Source organism: Marinobacter koreensis (assembly GCF_023156285.1).
GTDB lineage: Bacteria > Pseudomonadota > Gammaproteobacteria > Pseudomonadales > Oleiphilaceae > Marinobacter > Marinobacter koreensis.
Window position 1 is genome coordinate 216,214 of sequence record NZ_JAKZAJ010000004.1, and the last position, 19,565, is coordinate 235,778.

Annotated in this window: 18 protein-coding genes; 10 read left to right on the top strand and 8 right to left on the bottom strand. The window is 61.3% G+C overall.

Translation table 11 applies throughout. The features are described from left to right. The first annotated feature begins 11 nt into the window (after positions 1-11). From MLD04_RS12275 to MLD04_RS12285, 3 genes are read left to right on the top strand one after another with little or no spacing between them, the layout of a single operon-like run. On the top strand, positions 12-884 hold the full coding sequence (locus MLD04_RS12275; protein ID WP_248158739.1) for a cobalamin-binding protein: 873 nt from the start codon (positions 12-14) through the stop codon (positions 882-884). Beyond that, positions 832-1,845, top strand: a complete 1,014-nt coding sequence (locus MLD04_RS12280; protein ID WP_282451881.1) for a FecCD family ABC transporter permease — start codon at positions 832-834, stop codon at positions 1,843-1,845. Before MLD04_RS12275 ends, MLD04_RS12280 begins: the two co-directional genes overlap by 53 nt. A gap of 1 nt (position 1,846) precedes the next feature. Then, a complete protein-coding gene (locus MLD04_RS12285) occupies positions 1,847-2,611 on the top strand; it encodes an ABC transporter ATP-binding protein (protein ID WP_248158741.1) in 765 nt (254 codons plus the stop codon). Here the strand turns inward: MLD04_RS12285 and MLD04_RS12290 are convergent. From MLD04_RS12290 to MLD04_RS12320, 7 genes are all read right to left on the bottom strand, one after another. Continuing rightward, positions 2,598-4,022 carry a sensor histidine kinase gene (locus MLD04_RS12290; protein ID WP_248158742.1) on the bottom strand — a complete coding sequence of 475 codons (1,425 nt, stop codon included), beginning with the start codon at positions 4,020-4,022 and terminating at the stop codon, positions 2,598-2,600. The two genes, MLD04_RS12285 and MLD04_RS12290, sit on opposite strands and share 14 nt — an antisense overlap. Then, positions 4,019-4,699: a response regulator transcription factor gene (locus MLD04_RS12295; protein WP_248158743.1), complete on the bottom strand. Its 681-nt coding sequence runs from the start codon at positions 4,697-4,699 to the stop codon at positions 4,019-4,021. The genes MLD04_RS12290 and MLD04_RS12295 overlap by 4 nt, the downstream gene beginning before the upstream one ends. A 67-nt stretch (positions 4,700-4,766) precedes the next feature. After that, positions 4,767-5,051 carry a PepSY domain-containing protein gene (locus MLD04_RS12300; protein ID WP_248158744.1) on the bottom strand — a complete coding sequence of 95 codons (285 nt, stop codon included), beginning with the start codon at positions 5,049-5,051 and terminating at the stop codon, positions 4,767-4,769. 37 nt (positions 5,052-5,088) lie between these two features. Next, a complete protein-coding gene (locus tag MLD04_RS12305; RefSeq protein ID WP_248158746.1) occupies positions 5,089-5,628 on the bottom strand; it encodes a cytochrome b/b6 domain-containing protein in 540 nt (179 codons plus the stop codon). Beyond that, positions 5,621-7,132, bottom strand: a complete 1,512-nt coding sequence (locus tag MLD04_RS12310; protein WP_248158749.1) for an ArnT family glycosyltransferase — start codon at positions 7,130-7,132, stop codon at positions 5,621-5,623. Before MLD04_RS12310 ends, MLD04_RS12305 begins: the two co-directional genes overlap by 8 nt. Then, the gene (locus MLD04_RS12315) at positions 7,116-8,111 is read right to left on the bottom strand and encodes a glycosyltransferase family 2 protein (protein ID WP_248158752.1); all 996 of its coding nucleotides are present in this window, start codon (positions 8,109-8,111) and stop codon (positions 7,116-7,118) included. Before MLD04_RS12315 ends, MLD04_RS12310 begins: the two co-directional genes overlap by 17 nt. Continuing rightward, complete coding sequence (locus MLD04_RS12320) at positions 8,095-8,508, bottom strand: GtrA family protein (protein ID WP_248158754.1); 414 nt, start codon at positions 8,506-8,508, stop codon at positions 8,095-8,097. The genes MLD04_RS12315 and MLD04_RS12320 overlap by 17 nt, the downstream gene beginning before the upstream one ends. Before the next feature lie 206 nt (positions 8,509-8,714). Between MLD04_RS12320 and MLD04_RS12325 the strand changes: the two genes are divergently transcribed. From MLD04_RS12325 to MLD04_RS12355, 7 genes are all read left to right on the top strand, one after another. Beyond that, complete coding sequence (locus MLD04_RS12325; RefSeq protein ID WP_248158757.1) at positions 8,715-9,422, top strand: thermostable hemolysin; 708 nt, start codon at positions 8,715-8,717, stop codon at positions 9,420-9,422. Then, positions 9,406-11,592 (top strand): AMP-binding protein, encoded by a 2,187-nt coding sequence (locus MLD04_RS12330; protein WP_248158760.1) that lies wholly within the window; start codon positions 9,406-9,408, stop codon positions 11,590-11,592. Before MLD04_RS12325 ends, MLD04_RS12330 begins: the two co-directional genes overlap by 17 nt. Then, entirely contained in the window at positions 11,579-12,367 is a 789-nt protein-coding gene (locus tag MLD04_RS12335) for an SDR family oxidoreductase (protein WP_248158762.1), read from the top strand. Before MLD04_RS12330 ends, MLD04_RS12335 begins: the two co-directional genes overlap by 14 nt. Before the next feature lie 71 nt (positions 12,368-12,438). Beyond that, the gene (locus MLD04_RS12340) at positions 12,439-13,956 is read left to right on the top strand and encodes a sensor domain-containing diguanylate cyclase (protein WP_248158764.1); all 1,518 of its coding nucleotides are present in this window, start codon (positions 12,439-12,441) and stop codon (positions 13,954-13,956) included. A gap of 81 nt (positions 13,957-14,037) precedes the next feature. Next, positions 14,038-14,904: an MBL fold metallo-hydrolase gene (locus MLD04_RS12345; protein ID WP_248158765.1), complete on the top strand. Its 867-nt coding sequence runs from the start codon at positions 14,038-14,040 to the stop codon at positions 14,902-14,904. A gap of 7 nt (positions 14,905-14,911) precedes the next feature. After that, on the top strand, positions 14,912-16,648 hold the full coding sequence (locus MLD04_RS12350) for a SulP family inorganic anion transporter (protein WP_248158766.1): 1,737 nt from the start codon (positions 14,912-14,914) through the stop codon (positions 16,646-16,648). 82 nt (positions 16,649-16,730) lie between these two features. Next, the gene (locus tag MLD04_RS12355) at positions 16,731-17,390 is read left to right on the top strand and encodes an energy-coupling factor ABC transporter permease (RefSeq protein ID WP_248158767.1); all 660 of its coding nucleotides are present in this window, start codon (positions 16,731-16,733) and stop codon (positions 17,388-17,390) included. Here MLD04_RS12355 and MLD04_RS12360 read toward each other — a convergent pair. Continuing rightward, positions 17,387-19,516 carry a sensor domain-containing protein gene (locus tag MLD04_RS12360; protein WP_248158768.1) on the bottom strand — a complete coding sequence of 710 codons (2,130 nt, stop codon included), beginning with the start codon at positions 19,514-19,516 and terminating at the stop codon, positions 17,387-17,389. The two genes, MLD04_RS12355 and MLD04_RS12360, sit on opposite strands and share 4 nt — an antisense overlap. Between the last annotated feature and the right edge of the window lie 49 nt (positions 19,517-19,565).

Here is a 19,565-nt window from a genome sequence, read left to right on the forward strand (position 1 = left end):
CGTAACACCCTATGCGGGCGCATCCGATTCTGGCACTGGTCCTCTGGTTGATCCCCCTGGCGGGGTTCGCGGCCGATCTCTGTGCCAGCGATGCGCTCGACCGTCGCGTCTGTCTGCCTGATCCCGCCAGGCGGGTCGTTTCCCTGTCACCGGGAACCACGGAACTGCTGTTTTCCGCCGGAGCCGGTGCGTCGGTGCTCGCGGTCAGCGCGTGGAGTGACTACCCGCCGGCGGCTCGGGAGCTTCCCAGGGTCGGCGACAGTACCCGCCTGGATCTCGAGGCCATTGTTGCCCTGCAGCCGGATCTGGTGGTGGCATGGACCGACGGCAATTCCCGGGCCCAGCTCGACCGGATTTCCGCATTGGGTATTCCGGTGTTCTGGCTGGCGCCAAGACAGTTCCAGGCGATCGCAAGCGCGGTGGAAACGCTGGGGATATTGACCGGACACGCTGCCCTTGCCCGGCAAAGGGCGGCCGGCTTTCGGCGCGAACTGGAGAGTTTGCGGGCTCGCTTTGGCGATGCCCCGCCGGTTCGCGTGTTCTATCAGGTCTGGGGCGAACCGTTGATGACCGTGAACGGCGAGGAATTGATCAGCAAGGCGATTGCCCTTTGCGGCGGTGTGAACGTGTTCGCCGATTCGCCCCGCCTGGTCCCACGGGTTTCTCGGGAAGCGGTGATTGCCACCGATCCCCAGGCGATCCTGACTGCGGGTCGTGGGGGGGATGGCCTGGCATCCTGGCGGGCGTTCCCGGGCCTGGCGGCTGTTGAGCGGGGTAACCTGTTCGCCCTGACGCCGGACCTGTTGCAACGGCCCACGCTGAGAATGCTGGATGGGACGCGCGAATTGTGCCAGACACTGGAGACCGCCCGTGATCGTCTCTGACCGGCGTCGTGCCCTCGGTGTGCTGCTGGTGCTGGCGGTGGTAGCCGTTGCGGGCTCACTCACTATCGGCAGTGTCCCCCTGCATCCCGGGGACGTGGTATCGGTTCTGTTTGGTGGCGGCGACGAACTGCAGCGTACCCTGATTCTGGATCTCCGACTGCCCCGGACCCTGAGTGCTTTCGCCACCGGCGGGCTGTTGGCGGTGGCGGGAGCCTTGATGCAGGTGCTGTTGAGAAACCCACTGGCAGATCCCTACGTTCTGGGTCTGTCCGGCGGGGCGGCGGTCGGCGCGCTTATGGCCATGCTGGGCGGCGTTGCCGGCTGGCTGGTGTCTGGCTCCGCATTCGCCGGGGCGATGCTGTCGACCCTGCTGGTGTTCGGTCTGGCCCATGGCAGCGGCAGCTGGACTCCGGCCCGGCTTCTGCTTACCGGTGTGGTGGTGGCAGCCGGTTGGGGGGCGTTGATGACACTGCTGCTCGCCATGGCCCCAACCAGCCGATTGCCCGGAATGCTGTACTGGCTGATGGGGGATCTGTCTCATGCCGGATCGCCCTGGCCAGCGCTGGCGGTGCTGGTGGTGGTTTGCGTGCTTCTGTTTCCCCTGGGGCGCACCCTGAATGTCCTGGCACGGGGGCATGTCCAGGCGGCGGTGCTGGGTGTGTCGGTCCGTCCACTCGAATGGCTGGTCTACCTGCTTGCCAGTCTTCTGACATCGGTGGCGGTGACCACCGCAGGCACGGTCGGTTTTGTCGGACTGGTGGTACCGCACATGCTGCGGCTTCTGATCGGCAACGATCAGCGCCTGATCCTGCCGGCCTGCGCCCTGGCCGGAGGCACCCTGGTGCTGGTGGCCGATACCGTGGCAAGGGTGGTGATCGCGCCGGAACAGCTACCGGTCGGCGTGATCACGGCGCTCATGGGCGTGCCCACGTTCCTCTACCTGCTGTACCGGAGTCGCTGACATGAGTGTTCTGGAGACGGACGAGCTGGTCATCGATATTCCCGGCAGGGCGTCGGGATCTGCCCTGTCCCTCACCGTCTCGCCCGGGGAGGTCTGGGGCGTACTCGGTCCGAATGGGGTCGGCAAGACAACGCTGCTGCACACCCTTGCGGGACTCCGTACACCCCGGTCCGGTCAGGTCCGGCTCGATGGCAACCTGCTCGCGGACATGGGACGGCGACGGATTGCCCGGCACCTGGGGCTGGTGTTTCAGGAACACCAGGATGGATTCCCGGCGACGGTTCTGGAAACCGCACTGGTGGGGCGTCACCCCTGGCTGTCTCCCTGGCAGATGGAGTCGGCATCGGACCTCGGCCGGGCCCGGGACGCGCTGGCACGGATGGATGCCGTCGATCTGGAGCATCGGCTGGTGCACACCCTGTCCGGCGGAGAACGCCAGCGGGTCAGCATCGCCACGGTGCTCACCCAGAACCCGGGCATCTGGCTGCTCGATGAACCGACGAATCACCTGGACCTGCATCATCAGGTGGCGGTCATGAAACTGCTGCGGGAGCTGGCCGGAACCGGTCGCGCCATCCTGATGGGACTCCACGACCTGAATCTTGCGGCGCGATGGTGTGACCAGGTCCTGCTGATGTTTCCCGACGGTCAGGCCTGTTGGGGACCGGTGCGCGAGATGCTGCTCCCGTCGGTGCTTGAATCGCTGTATGGCCAGCGGCTCAAGGCGACCGAACTGGACGGATGCCCGGTATTCATTCCGGTTTGACGGGCGCTGTCAGGGATTTCCGGTCGCTGGCCGGCAGCCAGATCTCGACACAAAGGCCGGATTGGCCATCCGAGCGATCGCCGAGCGTCAGACTGCCCTTGTGAAGATCGGCAATCCGTCTGGCAATGGCGAGGCCAAGACCGGCGCCCGCGCCCTGGCGCTGATCCAGCCGGGTAAAGCGGCTCAGTGCCCGCTCCCGATCCTCCACGGCAATGCCCGGTCCCTGATCGCAGATCTGCACCAGGAATCCGCCTGCTTCCTCCCGCATGGTGGTTGTCACTCTGGTGCCGGGTGGGCTGTACTGGATCGCATTGGCCAGCAGCGAGCGCATCATCGTATTAATCAGTGCGCTGTGACAGGACACCATCGCCAGCACGCACTGGTTGTCCAGTTCCGGTTCGATCTGCTTCTTGAGGGCCAGCGGCACCACATCGGCGATGCTCTGTTCGATCAGTTCCGCCAGGTTCACAGGTTCTGCGTGAAAGCCGGTGCCGGCATCGACCCGGCTGAGCAGCAGCATCTGCTCGACGAGGTGCACCATCCGGTCCACGGATTCGGTCAGGGAATCGAATTCCTCCGGGTGGCGTGTGGCAAGCCTTTCGAGATTCAGGCGCAGGGCCGAGAGTGGCGTCCGTAGTTCATGGGCGGCGTCGGCAGAGAATCGTCGTTCACGTTCGAGTGCCTGGTTCAGGCGTCGCAGGAGGCCGTTTACGGCCTGAACCAGGCCCGCCACTTCCTTGGGTGCCTGACGGTCGTCCAGCGGGTGTATGCGTTCGGGTGCCATGTTCCGGATCGGCTTTTCCAGGATGCGCAGCGGTCGGAAGCCGAGCTGGATGGAAATGATCACGCCAATCACCAGCAGAGGCAGAATCACCACCAGGGGCAGTACGTTGGCCAGGGCGATTTCCCGACTGAGTTCATCGCGGACGTCTTCCCGCTGCGCACTTCGTATCCAGAAACCGCTTACTGGATCCTGCAGGGTGAATGTCCGCCACCGGTAGTCGGTCAGTGATCGCCAGGCAAATCCCGGTTGAAGCCCCCTGGATTCGTCCATAGGCAGCGTGTCGAGTATCGGCTTGCCGTTCGGAGCCCATACCTCAAAGGCAATCTTTCTCTCGTATTTGTGTCCCGCACCGCCGGGCAGAATTTCATCATCGCCATTACTTTCCCCGTTTGCTGGCTGGGGTAATGCCAGCGTGCGGGTGAGTATTGCCGCCAACTGATTGGTGGGCTGGTCGGGAGCCAGATTCTGAACCAGTCCCTGGACGATCCGCGTGTTCTGGGCGAGCTCGGCATCGAACAGCTCCTCGAGCTGATGGTCGCTGACCACAAAATCCCAGATGGCGGCGACGGATGCGATCAGAAAGACCGTGCTGGTGATCAGGATGGTCAGCTTGCGGGTCAGACTCATGCGGACTCCCCGGCGGCAGTGCTGTCGAGCATATAACCCACGCCGCGCACCGTCCGGATCGTGTGTTTGCCAACCCGTCGTCGTAGGTGGTGAATGTGGACTTCGAGTGCGTTACTTTCGACGCCCTGTTCCCAGCCATACAGCTGTTCCTCCAGTCGCCGGCGGGTCGCCACCTGATTGGGGTGGCGCATCAGGTAATGCAGGATCTGGAATTCGCTCTTGGGCAGGGCAACGCTGTCGCCATCGATTGCCAGCTGGGCGGTCTGGGTGTCCAGAGTGAGGCGTCCGACGCTGAGCCCCGAGACCGCGCTGCTGGCAGAGCCCCGGCGGGTCACCGCGCGAATCCTGGCCTTGAGCTCGGCCATGGCAAAGGGTTTGGTAAGGTAATCGTCGGCTCCGGCATCCAGACCATTGAGCTTCTCATCCAGGGTTGTTCGCGCGGTCAGGATGATGACGGGGACATGGTTCCCCTGCTGCCGGAGCCGTTTGACGATGTCCAGGCCGTCGACCCGGGGGAGGGTCAGATCCAGGATCACCAGGTCAAAATGCTCCTCGCACAGGGCATTCATGGCCTGCTGGCCGTCGTCCAGCCAGTCCACGGTATTGTGGTTCTCCCGCAGCATGTCGAGCATGGTGCGGGCGAGCATGTGATCGTCCTCTACCAGTAATATCCGCATGTATCCGTTCCACCAATAAAAAAGCCCACGTCCTGGCGTGGGCCTTTGATGATGCCAGTCCGATCGATCAGTCGTCGATCTCTTCCTTTACGGGCTTGCCGTTAACCGGATTGTAGTAGATTTCGACACGCTTTCCGTCTTTCTGCCAACCGTAGATTTCATAGCAGTTGGTGTCTGTCACTTCAAAGCGCTTGATCTTGTAGCCCTGTTCCTCAAGAGATTGACGAAACATGTCCTGATCCTTCCAGGATGACTTGGGTGCGCTGGTACACTCCGGCTCAGCCAGGGCCATTCCGGAAACAGTGGTCGCAAGGGCCAGGGTCAGGGCTTTGGTGATCGTCTTTGCTTTCATGGTAACTCCTTTTTGAGTGATAAACGCAAGGTCACGCTCAGGCGAGGTCATCGCCGCTCGGCGGGCGTTTTTTGCCGGTGATCATGGCGCGCGGCAGGTTTTCACCGTGACGCCGACTGGCTACAAACACCCCGGCAAGGTGTGCAACCACAAGAACCATGACGCCGTCTGCCAGGAAGCCATGGGTTTCCTCCACCCATTCCACACCCCAGAACATGTCGGTGGTCTGGAGCCAGCCGGTGAACGCGGTTGCCGCCAGGGCAATCATCAGCATGACCACCATGGCACCGCCGGCAGGGTTGTGGCCGATGTGCCGGCGTTCGCGTTTGGCCACAATGTCACCCAGGTAGTCCAGAACGACCCGGGGGTGATGAACGAAGTGGCGGAATCGGGCGTAGTGGGAACCGACGAGACCCCAGATAACCCGGAAGGTCAGCAGCCCGGCGATGATGTAGCCAGAGATCTCGTGGGGATCGTCCCATTCGCCTCCGGTAATCCAGGAAAACGTGAAACAGGCAACCAGGGCCCAGTGGAAAATGCGGACCAGAGGGTCCCACACGCGAACGGATTCAGGCATTGTCTGCTCCTTTGGAAGATTGAGTGGTGACGGTGGACTTCGAATTCACCGGAATGCGGAAAAGGATATAGCGACGGTTGTGGTCAATCTGCTCTGCCCGGGCGTCCAGCTTTTGCCGGAGTGTCCGATCGTTTTTCGGGACGGCCAGCAGCATGGGACGTTCCAGAGTGCCCGAGGCCAGTTTCTCGTTAAGCGTCTCGGACGGGATGGACTGGACTTCCCCTTCACCGTAGAAGCGGGCGGAAAACGGTGGCTTGTCGAGGTACACCAGCGGATGGTTCGCCAGATCCGAGCGCGCACGGGAGCGTTCGATCATGGCTTTCTCCGTCTTCAGGTCGTCCGGATGCAGGCTGAGCCAGAGTGTGGCGCCGGCACACAGCACGGGTGCTGCCAGAATGCTGGCTACGACGAGGTTTCGGCCCGTTCTTGCTGGCTCGCGGGGCAGCAGGTTGGAAACCAGTACCGCCAGGAAAGGCAGACCCGGCAGCACATAGGTCCAGAGGATATTGCCGGCCAGCGTGAAGAACAGGGCGGGCGTCAGTGCTGCGCCGATCACCAGGCCGGTTACGCCCCGAGTCCGTGTCAGCCATTGGTTCTGATCGCCGTTCCGACGCCACTGCTTTTTAATCCACCCGCCCAGCGCAATCAGTCCCCACGGGAAGCTCGCCAGAACCAGATACAGCCAGATGGTGCCTCGCGGGAAGTCGTGGGCATCACCGTACAGATCGCCCTGCCAGTTACTCACCAGGAAGCGCTTGATGTGCTCGCCGACGATGAAGTAATCCAGGAAGCCCGGGGTCTTGAGCTCGGCCAGGATGTACCAGGGCAACACCAGCACCAGCATGGCCAGCGTGCCGCGGACCCAGGGCAGACACTGCCAGAGCCGTTGCCACTGCCGGCTTAACAGGGCCCAGAAGAACACGGGCGCGCCGGTCAGAACCACGGCAACCGGACCCTTTGCCAGGAGGCCAATGACCAGCCCCAGGAAGAACAGCCAGGCCCAGCGTTCGCTGCCACCCTGCAGTCGGACAATCAGGCCCGTAAGAATCATGGTGGTGCCCAGCGCCAGGAAGGAATCGGTCATTACGGTTCCCGCGCTGACGAACCCCAGTGCCATGGTGGCGTAAATCAGTGCTGCCCAGAGACCGGCGCGCTGCGCGCTGTCGGATGCCTTTTCCGGATGCAGCGCCACCCGCGTGGCATAGACGAGGTAAACGATACCGACGTTCGCCAGCCAGGACGGCAAGCGTGCCGCGAACTCGTTGAAACCGAACAGTTTGAACGACAGGGCCTGACACCAGAAGGAGAACGGTGGCTTGCCCCAGAAAGGCACGCCCGCATCGAACCAGGGTGTGATCCAGTCGCCGCTGGTGGCCATGACCCGGGCGATTTCCGCATAGCGGGGCTCGGTGGTATCCGCCATGGGCAACAGGGCAGACAGTCCGAGCCGGAGTGCCAGGATCGACACCAGGGTCCAGAAAAGGGTATTAACCGTGCGGGTCATCGCTGGCCACTCTCAGTGAAGGAACAGATTCATCGGCATGGTCGTTGCTGTCGTCAGCGACGATGAAGACCGGTCGTTGTTTGGTTTCCATGTAGATCCGGCCCACGTATTCACCCAACAGCCCTACGCACAGTAACTGCACGCCGGAGAGAAAGGTGATCATGGCGATCATGGAGGCGTAACCCGGCGTGGAAATGCCCAGCATCAGCGCCTTCAGTACCTGCCAGGCACCGAAAAATCCCCCGGCCGCAGCGGCCAGAAAGCCAAGGATCAGCGCAATGCGCAGCGGGCGGGTGGAGAAGGAGGTAATGCCCTCCATGGCCAGGTGCATCAGTTTGAAATAGTTCCACTTCGTGGTGCCCGCAGCCCGCGGATCGCGATCGAATTCCAGCGTGACGGTCGGCATGCCCACCCAGGCAAACATGCCCTTCAGATAGCGGTTGCGCTCGGGCAGCTGATTCAGGGCGTCGACGGTGCGCCGGCTCATCAGGCGGAAATCACCGATGTCCACGGGAATGGGGGCATCGCTGATACGGTTGATCAGGCGATAGAAGAGTGACGCCGTGGTGCGTTTGAGCCAGCTTTCGCCGCAGCGTGAGCGGCGCTTCATCAACACGACGTCGGCACCTTTGTGCCACTCCGACATCATTTCCGGGATCAGTTCCGGTGGATCCTGCAGGTCGGCGTCGATCAGCACGACGGCGTCTCCGCGGGCATGCTGGAGTCCGGCGCTCACCGCGGCTTCTTTCCCGAAGTTCCTGGACAGCTGCAGTATCCGGATATCCTTGTGACGGCGCCGTGCCTGCATCAGCAGGGCCACGGAATTGTCCTGGCTGCCGTCATCGACGAACAGGAGCTCTACCTCTCCCTCGATTTGCCGGCTGACCATGGCCAGTCGATTCAGCAGGGTAGGCAGAACGTCGGCCTCGTTGTGAACCGGGACGACGATGCTGAGAGTGATGTTATTCCGGGGTTTCATCGGGTGCCTCGTGGAACACGAATCTTTGGGCGAACAGGAAGTTGGCCAGCGCAACCACCGCCGTAGCGATGCCCTGTGACCAGACGATGCCTGCTCCGGCGCCGATCAGCGCGGAAAAGGCGACGAGATTGAGAACCCACCCCAGTGCGGCGCCGGCAAGATACCGGGGAAAGGCAACACCGTGTGCCAGGTTGGATTCGAAGGTGAAGCGGTGCTGGGCGAGGTAGTTGACCAGCAGCCCGACGCCGGCACCAATCGACGTAGCCACCCGTGCGTCCACCCCTGTCTGCACCAGTGCCCACATGGTGAGCCAGTGAATAAGGGTGGCGCCGCCGCCGGCGACCAGAAACCGGGGCAATCGGCCGAGTCGGGTTTCAAGCATGGTCAGTAGTTTCATTGAACCTCATGAAGGTTTTGCTGCAATTCAGTCACGGGTTGTCACTTTAGAGTTTCTTTCTTAAGCAAGCCTTAACGCAGGTCACTTGCAAAGCTTAAGGCCCTCATAAGCTTTCTGTCAGATTAGCTTAAGACTGGTTTAAGGCGGCCTGCCTAGTCTGGTTTGCGTCGTAGAAGTCTCGCCTGATCGGGCGACCGGAGAGTGCAATGACAGACCCCTTGATGATGTCCACGTGTTGTCCCCTGGATTCGGGAGACGTGGTTCCCGTCCTGCGCTGCGGTCGGCGTTGGTTGAGCGAGATACTCCCGGGAACCGGTGTCGCCGAGCTGGTCACCGGTTTTATTCGCCAGCGGTTCCTCATGGCCTACGGAGCCGAGCCGGTCCTGCGGATTCCGGGACTGCTGGCCCTGACGACCGGGCAGGGGTCCCTGCTCGCGGCGGTCGGCGTCCGTGATGCCAGTCGTGAACGTCTGTTCCTGGAGGACTACCTGACGGTGCCCGTGGAAGACGTCATGCCGCGGCCCGGCCTTTCACGTCACCGGATTGCGGAAATCGCTCACCTGGCGGGTGTCGAAGCGGGGGTGAGTCAGTATCTGTTCACGACGCTGGCACTGTGGCTGAACGCCGCGGGGTTTGAATGGGTGGTCTGCACCGGCACTGGCCAGCTGCGCAACAGCTTTCATCGCCTGGGTATCGATACGCAGGTGCTGGCGGAGGCCGATCCGCTGCGGTTGCCCGATCAGGGCGCGGGGTGGGGCCGCTATTACGAACACCGGCCGGTTGTCATGGCAATCCATGTGCAGGACACCATCGCTGCGCTTGAAGGCACAGGTCTTTTGCGCCTCGCACGTTTTCTGTCCGCACCGAACACCCGAATTTCTTCCAACGGAGGCCGATATGGCGTTATTGCCTGAGCTCCTGAAAAAGCAGGCTGAAGAACATCCCTCGGACATCGCGCTACAGGCAGGCGATACGGTCCTTACCTACGCCCAGACCATGGCCGCCGTGGAGGCTCTGGCGGATAAGCTCAGGCACAGTGGACTGAAGCGGGTCGGCCTGTGCGGCGATAACTCATTGCCCTGGGTCCTGGCCGATCTGGCCTGCCTCATGGCGGGCGTTGTCTGTGTGCCGGTGCCGGTGTTTTTCTCCCGTGCACAGACCGAGCATCTGACGGAGCGGGCCGGACTGGAAGCACTGCTGTCGGATGAGACACTGCCCGACAGCGAACCACTGGGACACGGCGTCCGGTTCCGTCATCTTCCGGTGTCCGCCGCCTCAGCCTGGATGCCGGAACAGACCGCCAAAATTACCTTTACCTCCGGCAGCACCGGCACACCCAAGGGGGGCTGTCTCTCGACCGAGCAGATGACGGCCACCACCCTGGCACTCAGGGCCCGACTGGATGGTGTGTCCATGCGCCATCACCTGTGCATCCTGCCGCTGGCAACGCTGCTTGAGAACATTGCCGGTGTTTACCTGCCACTGCTGATGGGGGCCACGGTCTCGGTCGCACCCTTGGACAGCCTCGGGATGACCGGCAGCAGCGGACTCAACCTGGAACGACTGGTGCAGGGGATCAACCGGGTGGCTCCGGAATCCCTCATCCTGGTACCGGAACTGGCGATGGCGCTGGTCGGAGCGACCGAACAGGGAATGCTGGACCCGTCGAGCTTCCGCTTCCTTGCGGTCGGCGGTGGCCGGGTATCCCCCGACCTCCTGATACGCGGCCGCAATGCAGGGTTGCCGCTCTACGAGGGCTATGGCCTGTCGGAGTGCGGCTCTGTGGTGGCACTTAATGTCCCGGGCGGTGAGTGCTCCGAGTCCGTTGGGCGACCGTTGTCCCACGTTGAGGTGACAGTCGATGACGAGGGTCACATCCGGGTCCGGGGCAATACCCACCTCGGTTACCTGGGCGATGAGCCGGAGCCTGATGGCTGGCTTGATACCGGTGATATCGGTGCCATCGACGAAGCGGGCTTCCTGTCCGTCAGCGGGCGGGCGAAGAACCTGCTGATCACCAGTTTCGGGCGGAATATCAGTCCGGAATGGCTGGAGAGCGAACTGGTTCAATCGGTAGGTGCCCGCCAGGCGGTGGTGTTCGGTGATGGAGAAGCCCATCCCCGCGCCCTGCTGGTGGTCCCGGACGGGCGGGCGCCGGAAACCATCCGCACGCAGGTGAGCGAGCTCAATGCCGGGCTGCCCGACTACGCGCAGCTGGAAGCCGTCTACATTCTGCGACAGCCGCTGACCCAGGCCCGGGGTTACGTGACCGCCAACGGCCGGCCCGTCCGGCACCAGATATCCACCGACCTTCCGACCCTGATGGCCGGCGCTTTTCCCCTTTTTCTGAACCTGACCGATGAAGTGTCAGGCTCTGCCAACACGCCAGGAGAAACCACTATGGCATTTTTCGACCGTCTTCAATCCGAAACCGCCGAAGCGCGGGCCCACGTGACAGGTGCCCCTGTGATCGGAGCCATCCGTGAGGGCCGCTTCTCCCTGGAGGGCTACACCTGGTTCCTGACCCAGGCCTATCATCACGTGAAACACACCGTGCCGTTGATGATGGCCTGTGGCGGCCGTCTGCCAGAGCGTCTCGAGGACGTTCGCAAGGCGCTGGTGGAATACATCGAGGAGGAATACGGCCATCACGAGTGGATCCTCAATGATCTGGAGGCCTGCGGCGTCGACAAGGACAGCGTGCGTCATGGTCAGCCCGACGTGTCCATCGAGTTGATGATTGCTTACCTGTACGACCGGATCAACCGCGGCAACCCGGCGGCTTTCTTCGGTATGGTCCAGGTGCTGGAGGGAACCTCGATTGAGCTGGCTACGCCGCTGGGCGAGGCGATCCAGACGCAGCTGGAACTGCCCAATCAGGCGTTCAGTTACCTGTATTCCCATGGGGCGCTGGACCAGGATCATTTCGAATTTTTCCGCAATCTGATGGACAGCATTACAGACCCCGAGGATCAGCAGGCCATCATTGACTCGGCCCGGATGGTCTACCGGCTGTATGGCGATATGCTGCACAGCATCCCGTTGCCTTCGCGGCAGGAGGAAAACAAACATGAGGCTGCATAATCGCGTATTCCTGTTGCTGGGCGGTACCGGCGGCATTGGCCAGGCCATGGTCAATCCCCTGGTGGAAGCGGGCGCCCGGGTCATCGTTGCGTCCCGGCATCCGGAAAAGCTGGCCCACCGGGAAGGCGTGTCTCCGGTACACCTGGACCTCGCCGCCGCCGATCTGGACGGGCAGCTCCAGCGCCTGAGTGATGCCTATCCGGACATCGATGGTGTCATCCACTGTGCGGGCCAGAACCGGTTCGCCAGCCTGGAGCATATGACGGTGGCCGAACTGGACGCGCAAATGGCTGTGAATCTCCGCTCCGCGATGCTGGTCGCGCGTCATTTCGCGCCACTGTTCGAGAAGGCCGGTTCCGGCGCACTGGTGTTTGTGGGGTCAACGTTCGGCAGCATTGGCTTTCCCGGTTACACCGCCTACTGCGCCACCAAATTCGGACTGCGCGGATTTTCAGAGGCGCTACGTCGCGAGCTGGCGGACACGCCGATACAGGTGGTCTATGTCGCCCCCCGGGCCACTGCAACGGACATGAACCCGCAGGCGGTCAACGAGTTGAACCGGGCCCTTGGTAACACCATGGATGCCCCGGAGGCGGTGGCGGCACAGATCCTCAAGGCTATGGAGAAAGACGATCAACGACGTTTCCTGGGATGGCCGGAAAAGCTGTTTGTCGTTCTCAATGGCATCCTGCCAAGAATGGTTGACAAGGCAATGCTGAAACAGCTTCCGGTGATTCGGCGTTTTCTCAAGCCAGAGGCAATGTCCGGGTCCTGAGAGTTCGCTCGCTCCCGAACGCTGGACTAGACTGAATACAGGAAATCCAGCATTCGGGAGACGGTGCCCGCATGGCCAAATCCTTTGTTCCGGTCGCCGGTCCGGAAACACCCGACGAGTTGTTCGGGAAACTTTCCGCCGGGGTGCCGGGCATCCTGTTCTGTTACTGGCTGAGTGCCGACGGAGGGCAGCATTGTTTCCCTTTTGTCGGCGAGCAGATTACGGAACTGTTCGGGATTGAACGCAGCAGCCTGCAGACCTCTGCGGATCCCCTCTTCCAGCGGATACATCCCCAGGACTTCGCGTCTATTGAAAGCTCCATCATCGAATCTGCCACCCGACTCAATCCCTGGCGGTACCAGGCCCGCCTGTGTCTGAGTGACGGCAACTACCGCTGGTTTGAGGCGTACTCCCAGCCCGAGCGTCAGCCCGATGGCAGTACCGTATGGTACGGGGAGTTTCATGATATTCAGCATTACAAGGACCTGGAATCAGAGCTCCGTGAAAGTGAGGCGGAGCATGCGTTTCAGGCCCGATTCCAGAACCTGATTGCCCATCTGTCCGCGGAGTTTATCAATCTGGGGTTCGAGCATATCGACCTGTGTATTGAGGAACTGTTGAGCACCATTGGCGAATTCTTTGGTGTCGATCGCTCTTACCTGTATCAGTTCTCCGACGATTATCAATGGATGTACAACCGACACGAATGGTGTGCTCCCGGAGTTGATCGCAAGCGGGATTCGTCCCGTGCAATTTCCGTGACCGAGCTGCCGTGGTGGAACCGGCAGGTACAATCGATGATAGAGCAGAACCGGGTGATGTTCGTCGAGGACGTTGACGGTTTGCCTGTCGATGCCCCTGATGAAAAAAAGCTGCTTCAATCCCAGGGCGTCAGTTCACTGTTCTGTGTCCCGATCCGGATTCGGGGGCGGGTTTGTGGGTTTTTCGGTGTTGAGTCGCTCAGTCGCCGGAGTTGGAGAACCGACCAGGAAGACCTGTTGATGATTGTTTCAGGTCTGTTGTCCGGCGCGCTGGAACGAAATCGCCTGGAACAGGAGCTTCTGAACCAATCCATCAGAGACCCGTTGACGGGCCTTCACAACCGGCGTTACCTCATGCCCCGTCTGACCGAAATGCTGGGGCGCCGTAACCGCTATGGTGAGAGCTTTGCTCTGGCCATGTTCGATCTTGACCATTTCAAGGACATCAATGATTCCCTTGGCCACCTGGGTGGCGACTATATTCTGCAGCGTTTCGCCGAGGAACTGCGGGAGCAGACCCGATCTACCGATGTGGTCGCCCGGTTTGGCGGTGAGGAGTTTGTGGTCGCGTTCAGTGCGGTCAGACGGCCTGAAGAGGTGAGGGAGTTGGTTGAAAGAATCCTTCAGTCTATTGCGTCCACTACTTTTGCCTATAACGACAGTGACGTTCACCTGACGGCCAGCGCCGGCCTTGCCTGTATTAACGAGTTGTCCAGTGGGCCGGCATCACCGGACGCGTTGATTGACCTGGCGGATCATCGCCTTTACCTGGCGAAAAAGTCCGGACGGAACTGTCTCGTGGATGCATCAGGAACTCTGCGTATATGAGGAATTGGCATTTCCCTCAATATTACCTTTTACTATATCCTTAGATTAAATTTGTTCGGATAGATCTTCGGGGTGACTGTCATGCGCAATCCAGTGGTTCAACATTTTTTCGACGAGCCGACCAATACCTTCAGTTACGTGGTTCGGGATCCTGACTCGAATGCCTGCGCGATTCTCGACTCGGTGCTTGATTTCGACTATGCCGCGGGTACAACCGATGTGCGATCGGCAGATGAAATCATTCAGTACGTGCACGACAATGACCTGAAGGTAGAGTGGATTCTGGAAACCCATGTCCACGCCGATCATCTGTCTGCTGCTCCCTATCTTCACGAGAAACTTGGTGGCAAAACCGGCATCGGGGCGCACATCATTGATGTGCAGACAATTTTCGGCAAGGCCTTCAATGCAGGTACCGAATTCGCCCGGGACGGCAGCCAGTTCGACCAGCTTTTCAAGGACGGCGATACTTTCCTGATCGGCCAGCTTGAAGGCCGGGTCCTGCACACTCCCGGTCACACGCCGGCCTGCCTGACCTACGTCATCGGAGATGCAGCCTTTGTTGGCGATACCCTGTTCATGCCGGACTTCGGGACCGCCCGGTGTGACTTCCCCGGCGGTGACGCCCGTACGCTGTTCCAGTCCATTCAGAAAGTACTCGCGTTGCCCGCGGAGACGCGGCTGTTCATGTGCCACGACTACAAGGCGCCGGGACGGGATCACTACGAGTTCATGACCACCGTTGGCGACGAGCGCAAGGCCAACATCCATGTTCACGAAGGCGTCTCCGAGGAGGAATTCGTCAGGATGCGGACCGAACGGGACGCAACCCTTGAGATGCCGAGGCTGATTCTGCCTTCGGTTCAGGTCAACATGCGGGCGGGACACATGCCGCCGGCTGAGGACAATGGGCAGGTGTACCTGAAAGTGCCGGTCAACCTGTTCTGATTCGGGAATGACTGGCCTCAAACGGTATTTGCCCATCCTCCAGTGGGCATCACAGTATCGTCGTGACCAGGCCACCAGTGATCTGGTGGCCGCCATGATCGTTACCGTGATGCTCATTCCCCAATCGCTGGCGTACGCGGTTCTTGCCGGTTTGCCGGCTCAGGTGGGACTCTACGCCAGCATGCTGCCGTTGGTGGCCTACACCATCTTTGGCACCAGCCAGACGCTCTCCGTGGGCCCCATGGCGGTCACCTCGCTGATGACCGCAGCTGCCCTCACGCCCATTGCCGAACCCGGCACCGCGACCTATCTCACCGGGGCGTTGATCCTGGCCCTTCTCTCGGGGGTCATGCTGACACTGATGGGCGTCTTCCGGCTGGGATTCCTGGCCAATTTTCTCAGCCATCCGGTGATTTCCGGGTTCATGACGGCGTCGGCGATCATCATCATCGCCAGCCAGCTCAAGCACATACTGGGCGTTGAAGAGTATGGCCAGAACCTTCTGGTCATGGGTCGGTCTCTGCTGGACCATGTCGACAACACCAATCCGGAGTCGCTGGCAATCGGAATCGGCACGCTGGTGTTTCTCTGGCTGGCCCGCAGTCGTCTGGAGTCGTGGCTGTGTCGTTGGGGCCTGTCCGGGACCTGGGCAAGGGTGGTGTCGAAAACCGCGCCTCTGATCGCCGTCATCCTCAGCATCCTCGCCGGGTGGGGGCTCAACCTGGACGCCGCCGGTGTCCGTCTGGTCGGCGATATTCCATCCGGACTGCCATCGCTGGTCCTGCCGGACTTCGGTGGACCGCTCTGGGGCGATCTGGGGACGAGTGCGCTGCTCATCAGCATTGTCGGGTTTGTGGGATCGGTCTCGGCCGGACAGACATTGGCCGCCAAGCGTCGTCAGCGGATTGATCCGAACCAGGAGCTGATCGGGCTTGGCACCGCCAACCTGGCGAGTGGACTGTCCGGGGGCATGCCGGTTACCGCCGGCCTTTCACGGTCGGTGGTGAATTTCGATGCCGGGGCGAAAACCCAGGCGGCGGGTGCCTACGCCGCGGTTGGTATTGCGCTGGCGACCCTGTTTCTCACCCCCGCCATTGCCTGGCTGCCAAGGGCGACCCTGGCCAGTACGATCATCATTGCTGTGGTCACGCTGATTGACCTGAAAACCCTCCGGACCACCTGGCGCTACTCGAAATCGGACTTTGGCGCCATGCTGGCCACGATTGTGCTTACCCTGGTGCACAGTGTGGAGGCCGGCATCATTGCCGGTGTGGCCCTGTCGATCGGCCTTTTCCTGTATCGCACCAGCCGGCCTCACTGCGCCGTTGTCGGGCGGGTGCCGGGAACCGAGCATTTCCGCAATGTTCTGAGGTATGACGTCGAACTCTGCCCGAAAGTGACCTTTTTGCGGGTGGATGAGAGCCTCTATTTCGCCAATGCACGCTTCCTGGAGGAAACGGTGCTGGATCTGGTCAACCGGGAACCGGAACTCCGGGATCTGGTTCTGATGTGCCCGGCGGTGAATCTCATTGATGCCTCGGCCCTGGAAAGCCTTGAGACCATCAACGAGCGCCTCAGGGATGCCGGCGTGCGCCTCCATCTGTCTGAAATCAAAGGGCCGGTGATGGATCGCCTGAAAGAGACCGACTTGCTCGCCCATCTGGGAGGGACGGTGTTTCTCAGTACCTTTGATGCGTGGCGGTCGCTGACCGGCCACCGTCAGGCGCTGGACAAAACCGCCTGAGCAGGACCTTTGGTAAACTGTCCGGGTAACCCGCTATCATTGGGTTTCACGCACACGCACCGGACTCGGGAACCCGACTGCCATGGGGATGACGGAAAACCTGCTCTCAACCGGCCAGTGGCTGGTGACCGCTGTCCTGTTCCTGCTGGTGCTTGTCCAGGCAGCACGTTCGGTCGACTGGCGGGAATTCAGCCGGGACAATGCACTTCAGCACTCCTTCTTTGGCGCCGCCGTGGCCCTTGGCTTCCTGTGGCAGTTACGCGCGGGCATTTCCCCGGGCCTGGCCATCCATATCTTCGGAATGACCGTGATCACCCTGATGCTCGGCTGGGCGCTCGCGGTTTTCAGTGGCCTGCTTGCGTTGGTCATTACGGTGATCACCGGCCGGGAGCCGGCAACGATGTTTGCCGCCAACGGCTTGATTACCGTTATGGTGCCGGCACTGGTGAGCCACGGAATCATGCTGTGGGAGCGGCGTCGGAATTTCCGTAACTTTTTCGCCTACATTTTTTTCTGCGGCTTCTTCGGGGCCGGGTTGGCCGTCGCGGCGGCGGGAACCGTCATGTGCCTGTTGCTCTGGAGCAGCGGGACCTACGACTTCGAGGATCTGGTCAACGAATACATCCGGTATCTGCCCCTGTTCATGCTGCCAGAGGGCTTTGTGAACGGCACCATCGTGACCGGACTGATGGTGTTTCATCCGGACCGGCTGACCACGCTGGATCAGAATCGGTATCGTTAGATTCCCTCGCCGCCGGCGACCACGGGCGATAGCAGGTCGTCGTCACGGCTTTCACGCCGCTTGATCTCCCAGCCCTGGACCCAGTCGGAAAGGTCTGTGGCGGGCATGGGCCGGGCAATGCCATATCCCTGAACCAGGTTGCATCCCATGTCCCGTAGCAGTCGCGCGTGTTCCATGGTTTCCACGCCCTCGGCCAGGACCGGGTGGGCAAACCGCTGTGCCAGGAAAATCACACTCTCGACGATCGCCCGATCGTTGGCGTCCTCCAGCATGTTCAGCACGAAGCTCTGATCAATCTTGATCACGTCCACCGGCAGGGTACGCAGGTAGGTCAGCGAGGAGAAACCGGTGCCGAAATCGTCCAGGGCGACCTGCAGGCCCAGCGAGCGACACCGGTTCAACACGTTACTCGCCCGGTTGGTGTCCTCCAGGGCCGCCGATTCCAGGACTTCCAGGGTCACCCTCGAGGGATCCAGTTCCGGATGGCTGTGAAGGTAGCTTTCCAGGTAATCAACAAAGCTGCGATCCATCAGGTGGCGGGCACTGATATTGATGCTCACCGCCAGGGGTAAACCCTCGGCCTGCCACGCGTTCATCTGGTGTATGGCTTCCTTGAGGACCCACTGACCCAGCGGGACTTCCAGGTGGCTGTTGTCGACCGCCGGCAGGAACTGTGCCGGGCTGAGCAGGCCGTGGTCCGGATGCTGCCACCGGATCAGGGCCTCGACCCCGACAATGGCGCCATTGTCCACCTGTATCTGGGGTTGGAAGTAGAGTTTGAACTCGTCGTTTTCCAGTGCCCGGGTGATTTCAGTTAGCTGATTGCGCCGTTGCCGCCGGTGTTCGTCGAGCCCCGGATCGAAGAAGTGGAACTGGTTGCGGCCTTTTTCCTTGGCGGAATACATGGCCTGGTCCGCATGCCGGATCAGGCCTTCCGGGTCGGCGTTGTCGTCCGGATAGCGTGTGATCCCGAGGCTGGCCGTGAGAGCGACGTCCTTGCCACCGATCTCCATGACCTCGGAGACGGTCGCCAGGATGCGCTGGTATACGTGCTCACTGGCATCACTCTGCAGCATCAGGATGAACTCGTCACCGCCGATACGGGCCACGGTATCGCCGCTTCGGAGTGTTCGGGTGAGGCGTTCCGCGACGGTCCGAAGGGCCTGGTCGCCGGCGGCATGCCCAAGGCGTTCATTGACCGCCTTGAATCCGTCGATATCCAGGTAACAGACCGAAAGCGTCCGTTGCTGGCGGTCGGCGTGCTGGCTGGCGGTCCGCAGGCGGTCTTCAAGAAGTTGCCGGTTCGGCAGCCCGGTGAGATCGTCGTAGTTCGCGGCACGGTCCAGTTCCCGGGCATGGTTCTTCAGCGCGGTAATGTCTGAGAAGGCGGCGACGTGGTAGTACTGCCCCGGCTCCTCCAGGTGAACGCGACTGATCGACAGCAGTTCGACGTACTCCTCGCCGTTCTTGCGGCGGTTCCAGATCTCGCCGCGCCAGTGGTCGGTCTTTTCGATCGATTGCCACATGGAACGGTAATAGCCCGGCGAGTGGCGGCCGGAGCTGAGGATGGCCGGAGTGAGGCCAAGCACTTCCTCCCGGGCATAGCCCGTAATCCGGGAAAAGGCCGGATTGACATCGAGGATCCGGTTGTTGCGGTCGCTTATGAGAATGGCTTCGTGACTCTTGTCGAAGACACTGGCGGCGATCCTCAGCCCGCGCTCGCTGTGCTTGCGATCCGAGATGTTGTTCTGGATAACGATGTAACCCGGGGCGACACCCTGCTTCTCGCCGATTGGCATGCAAAAGGTGTGAACCCAGTAGGGTGTGCCCGAACGGGTGTAATGCAGGATGTCTTCTTCGAAAACCTCTCCGAGGTGCAGTTTCCGGTTGACCCGTGCGACGGTTTCCGGATCGGTATCGGGCCCGTAAAGAACGTCCTTTGGCTGCTTGCCCCGGATGTCTGCCAGCAGGTGACCGGTGTGCTCCTCGAAACTGGGGTTTACCCAGTCGATGCAACCGGCTGCGTCCAGGATAAGCAAGAGGTTGGGCGTTGCAGCGGCGACCAGGGCGAGTCGGTCGGCGTCAATACCCTCGGGAGATTTCAACAGGTCCGTCGATTTCGGCATCTGCTTTGCCTTTGGCCCTTTGCCTGGTTAGTGAAAACTGCGGCCTCCG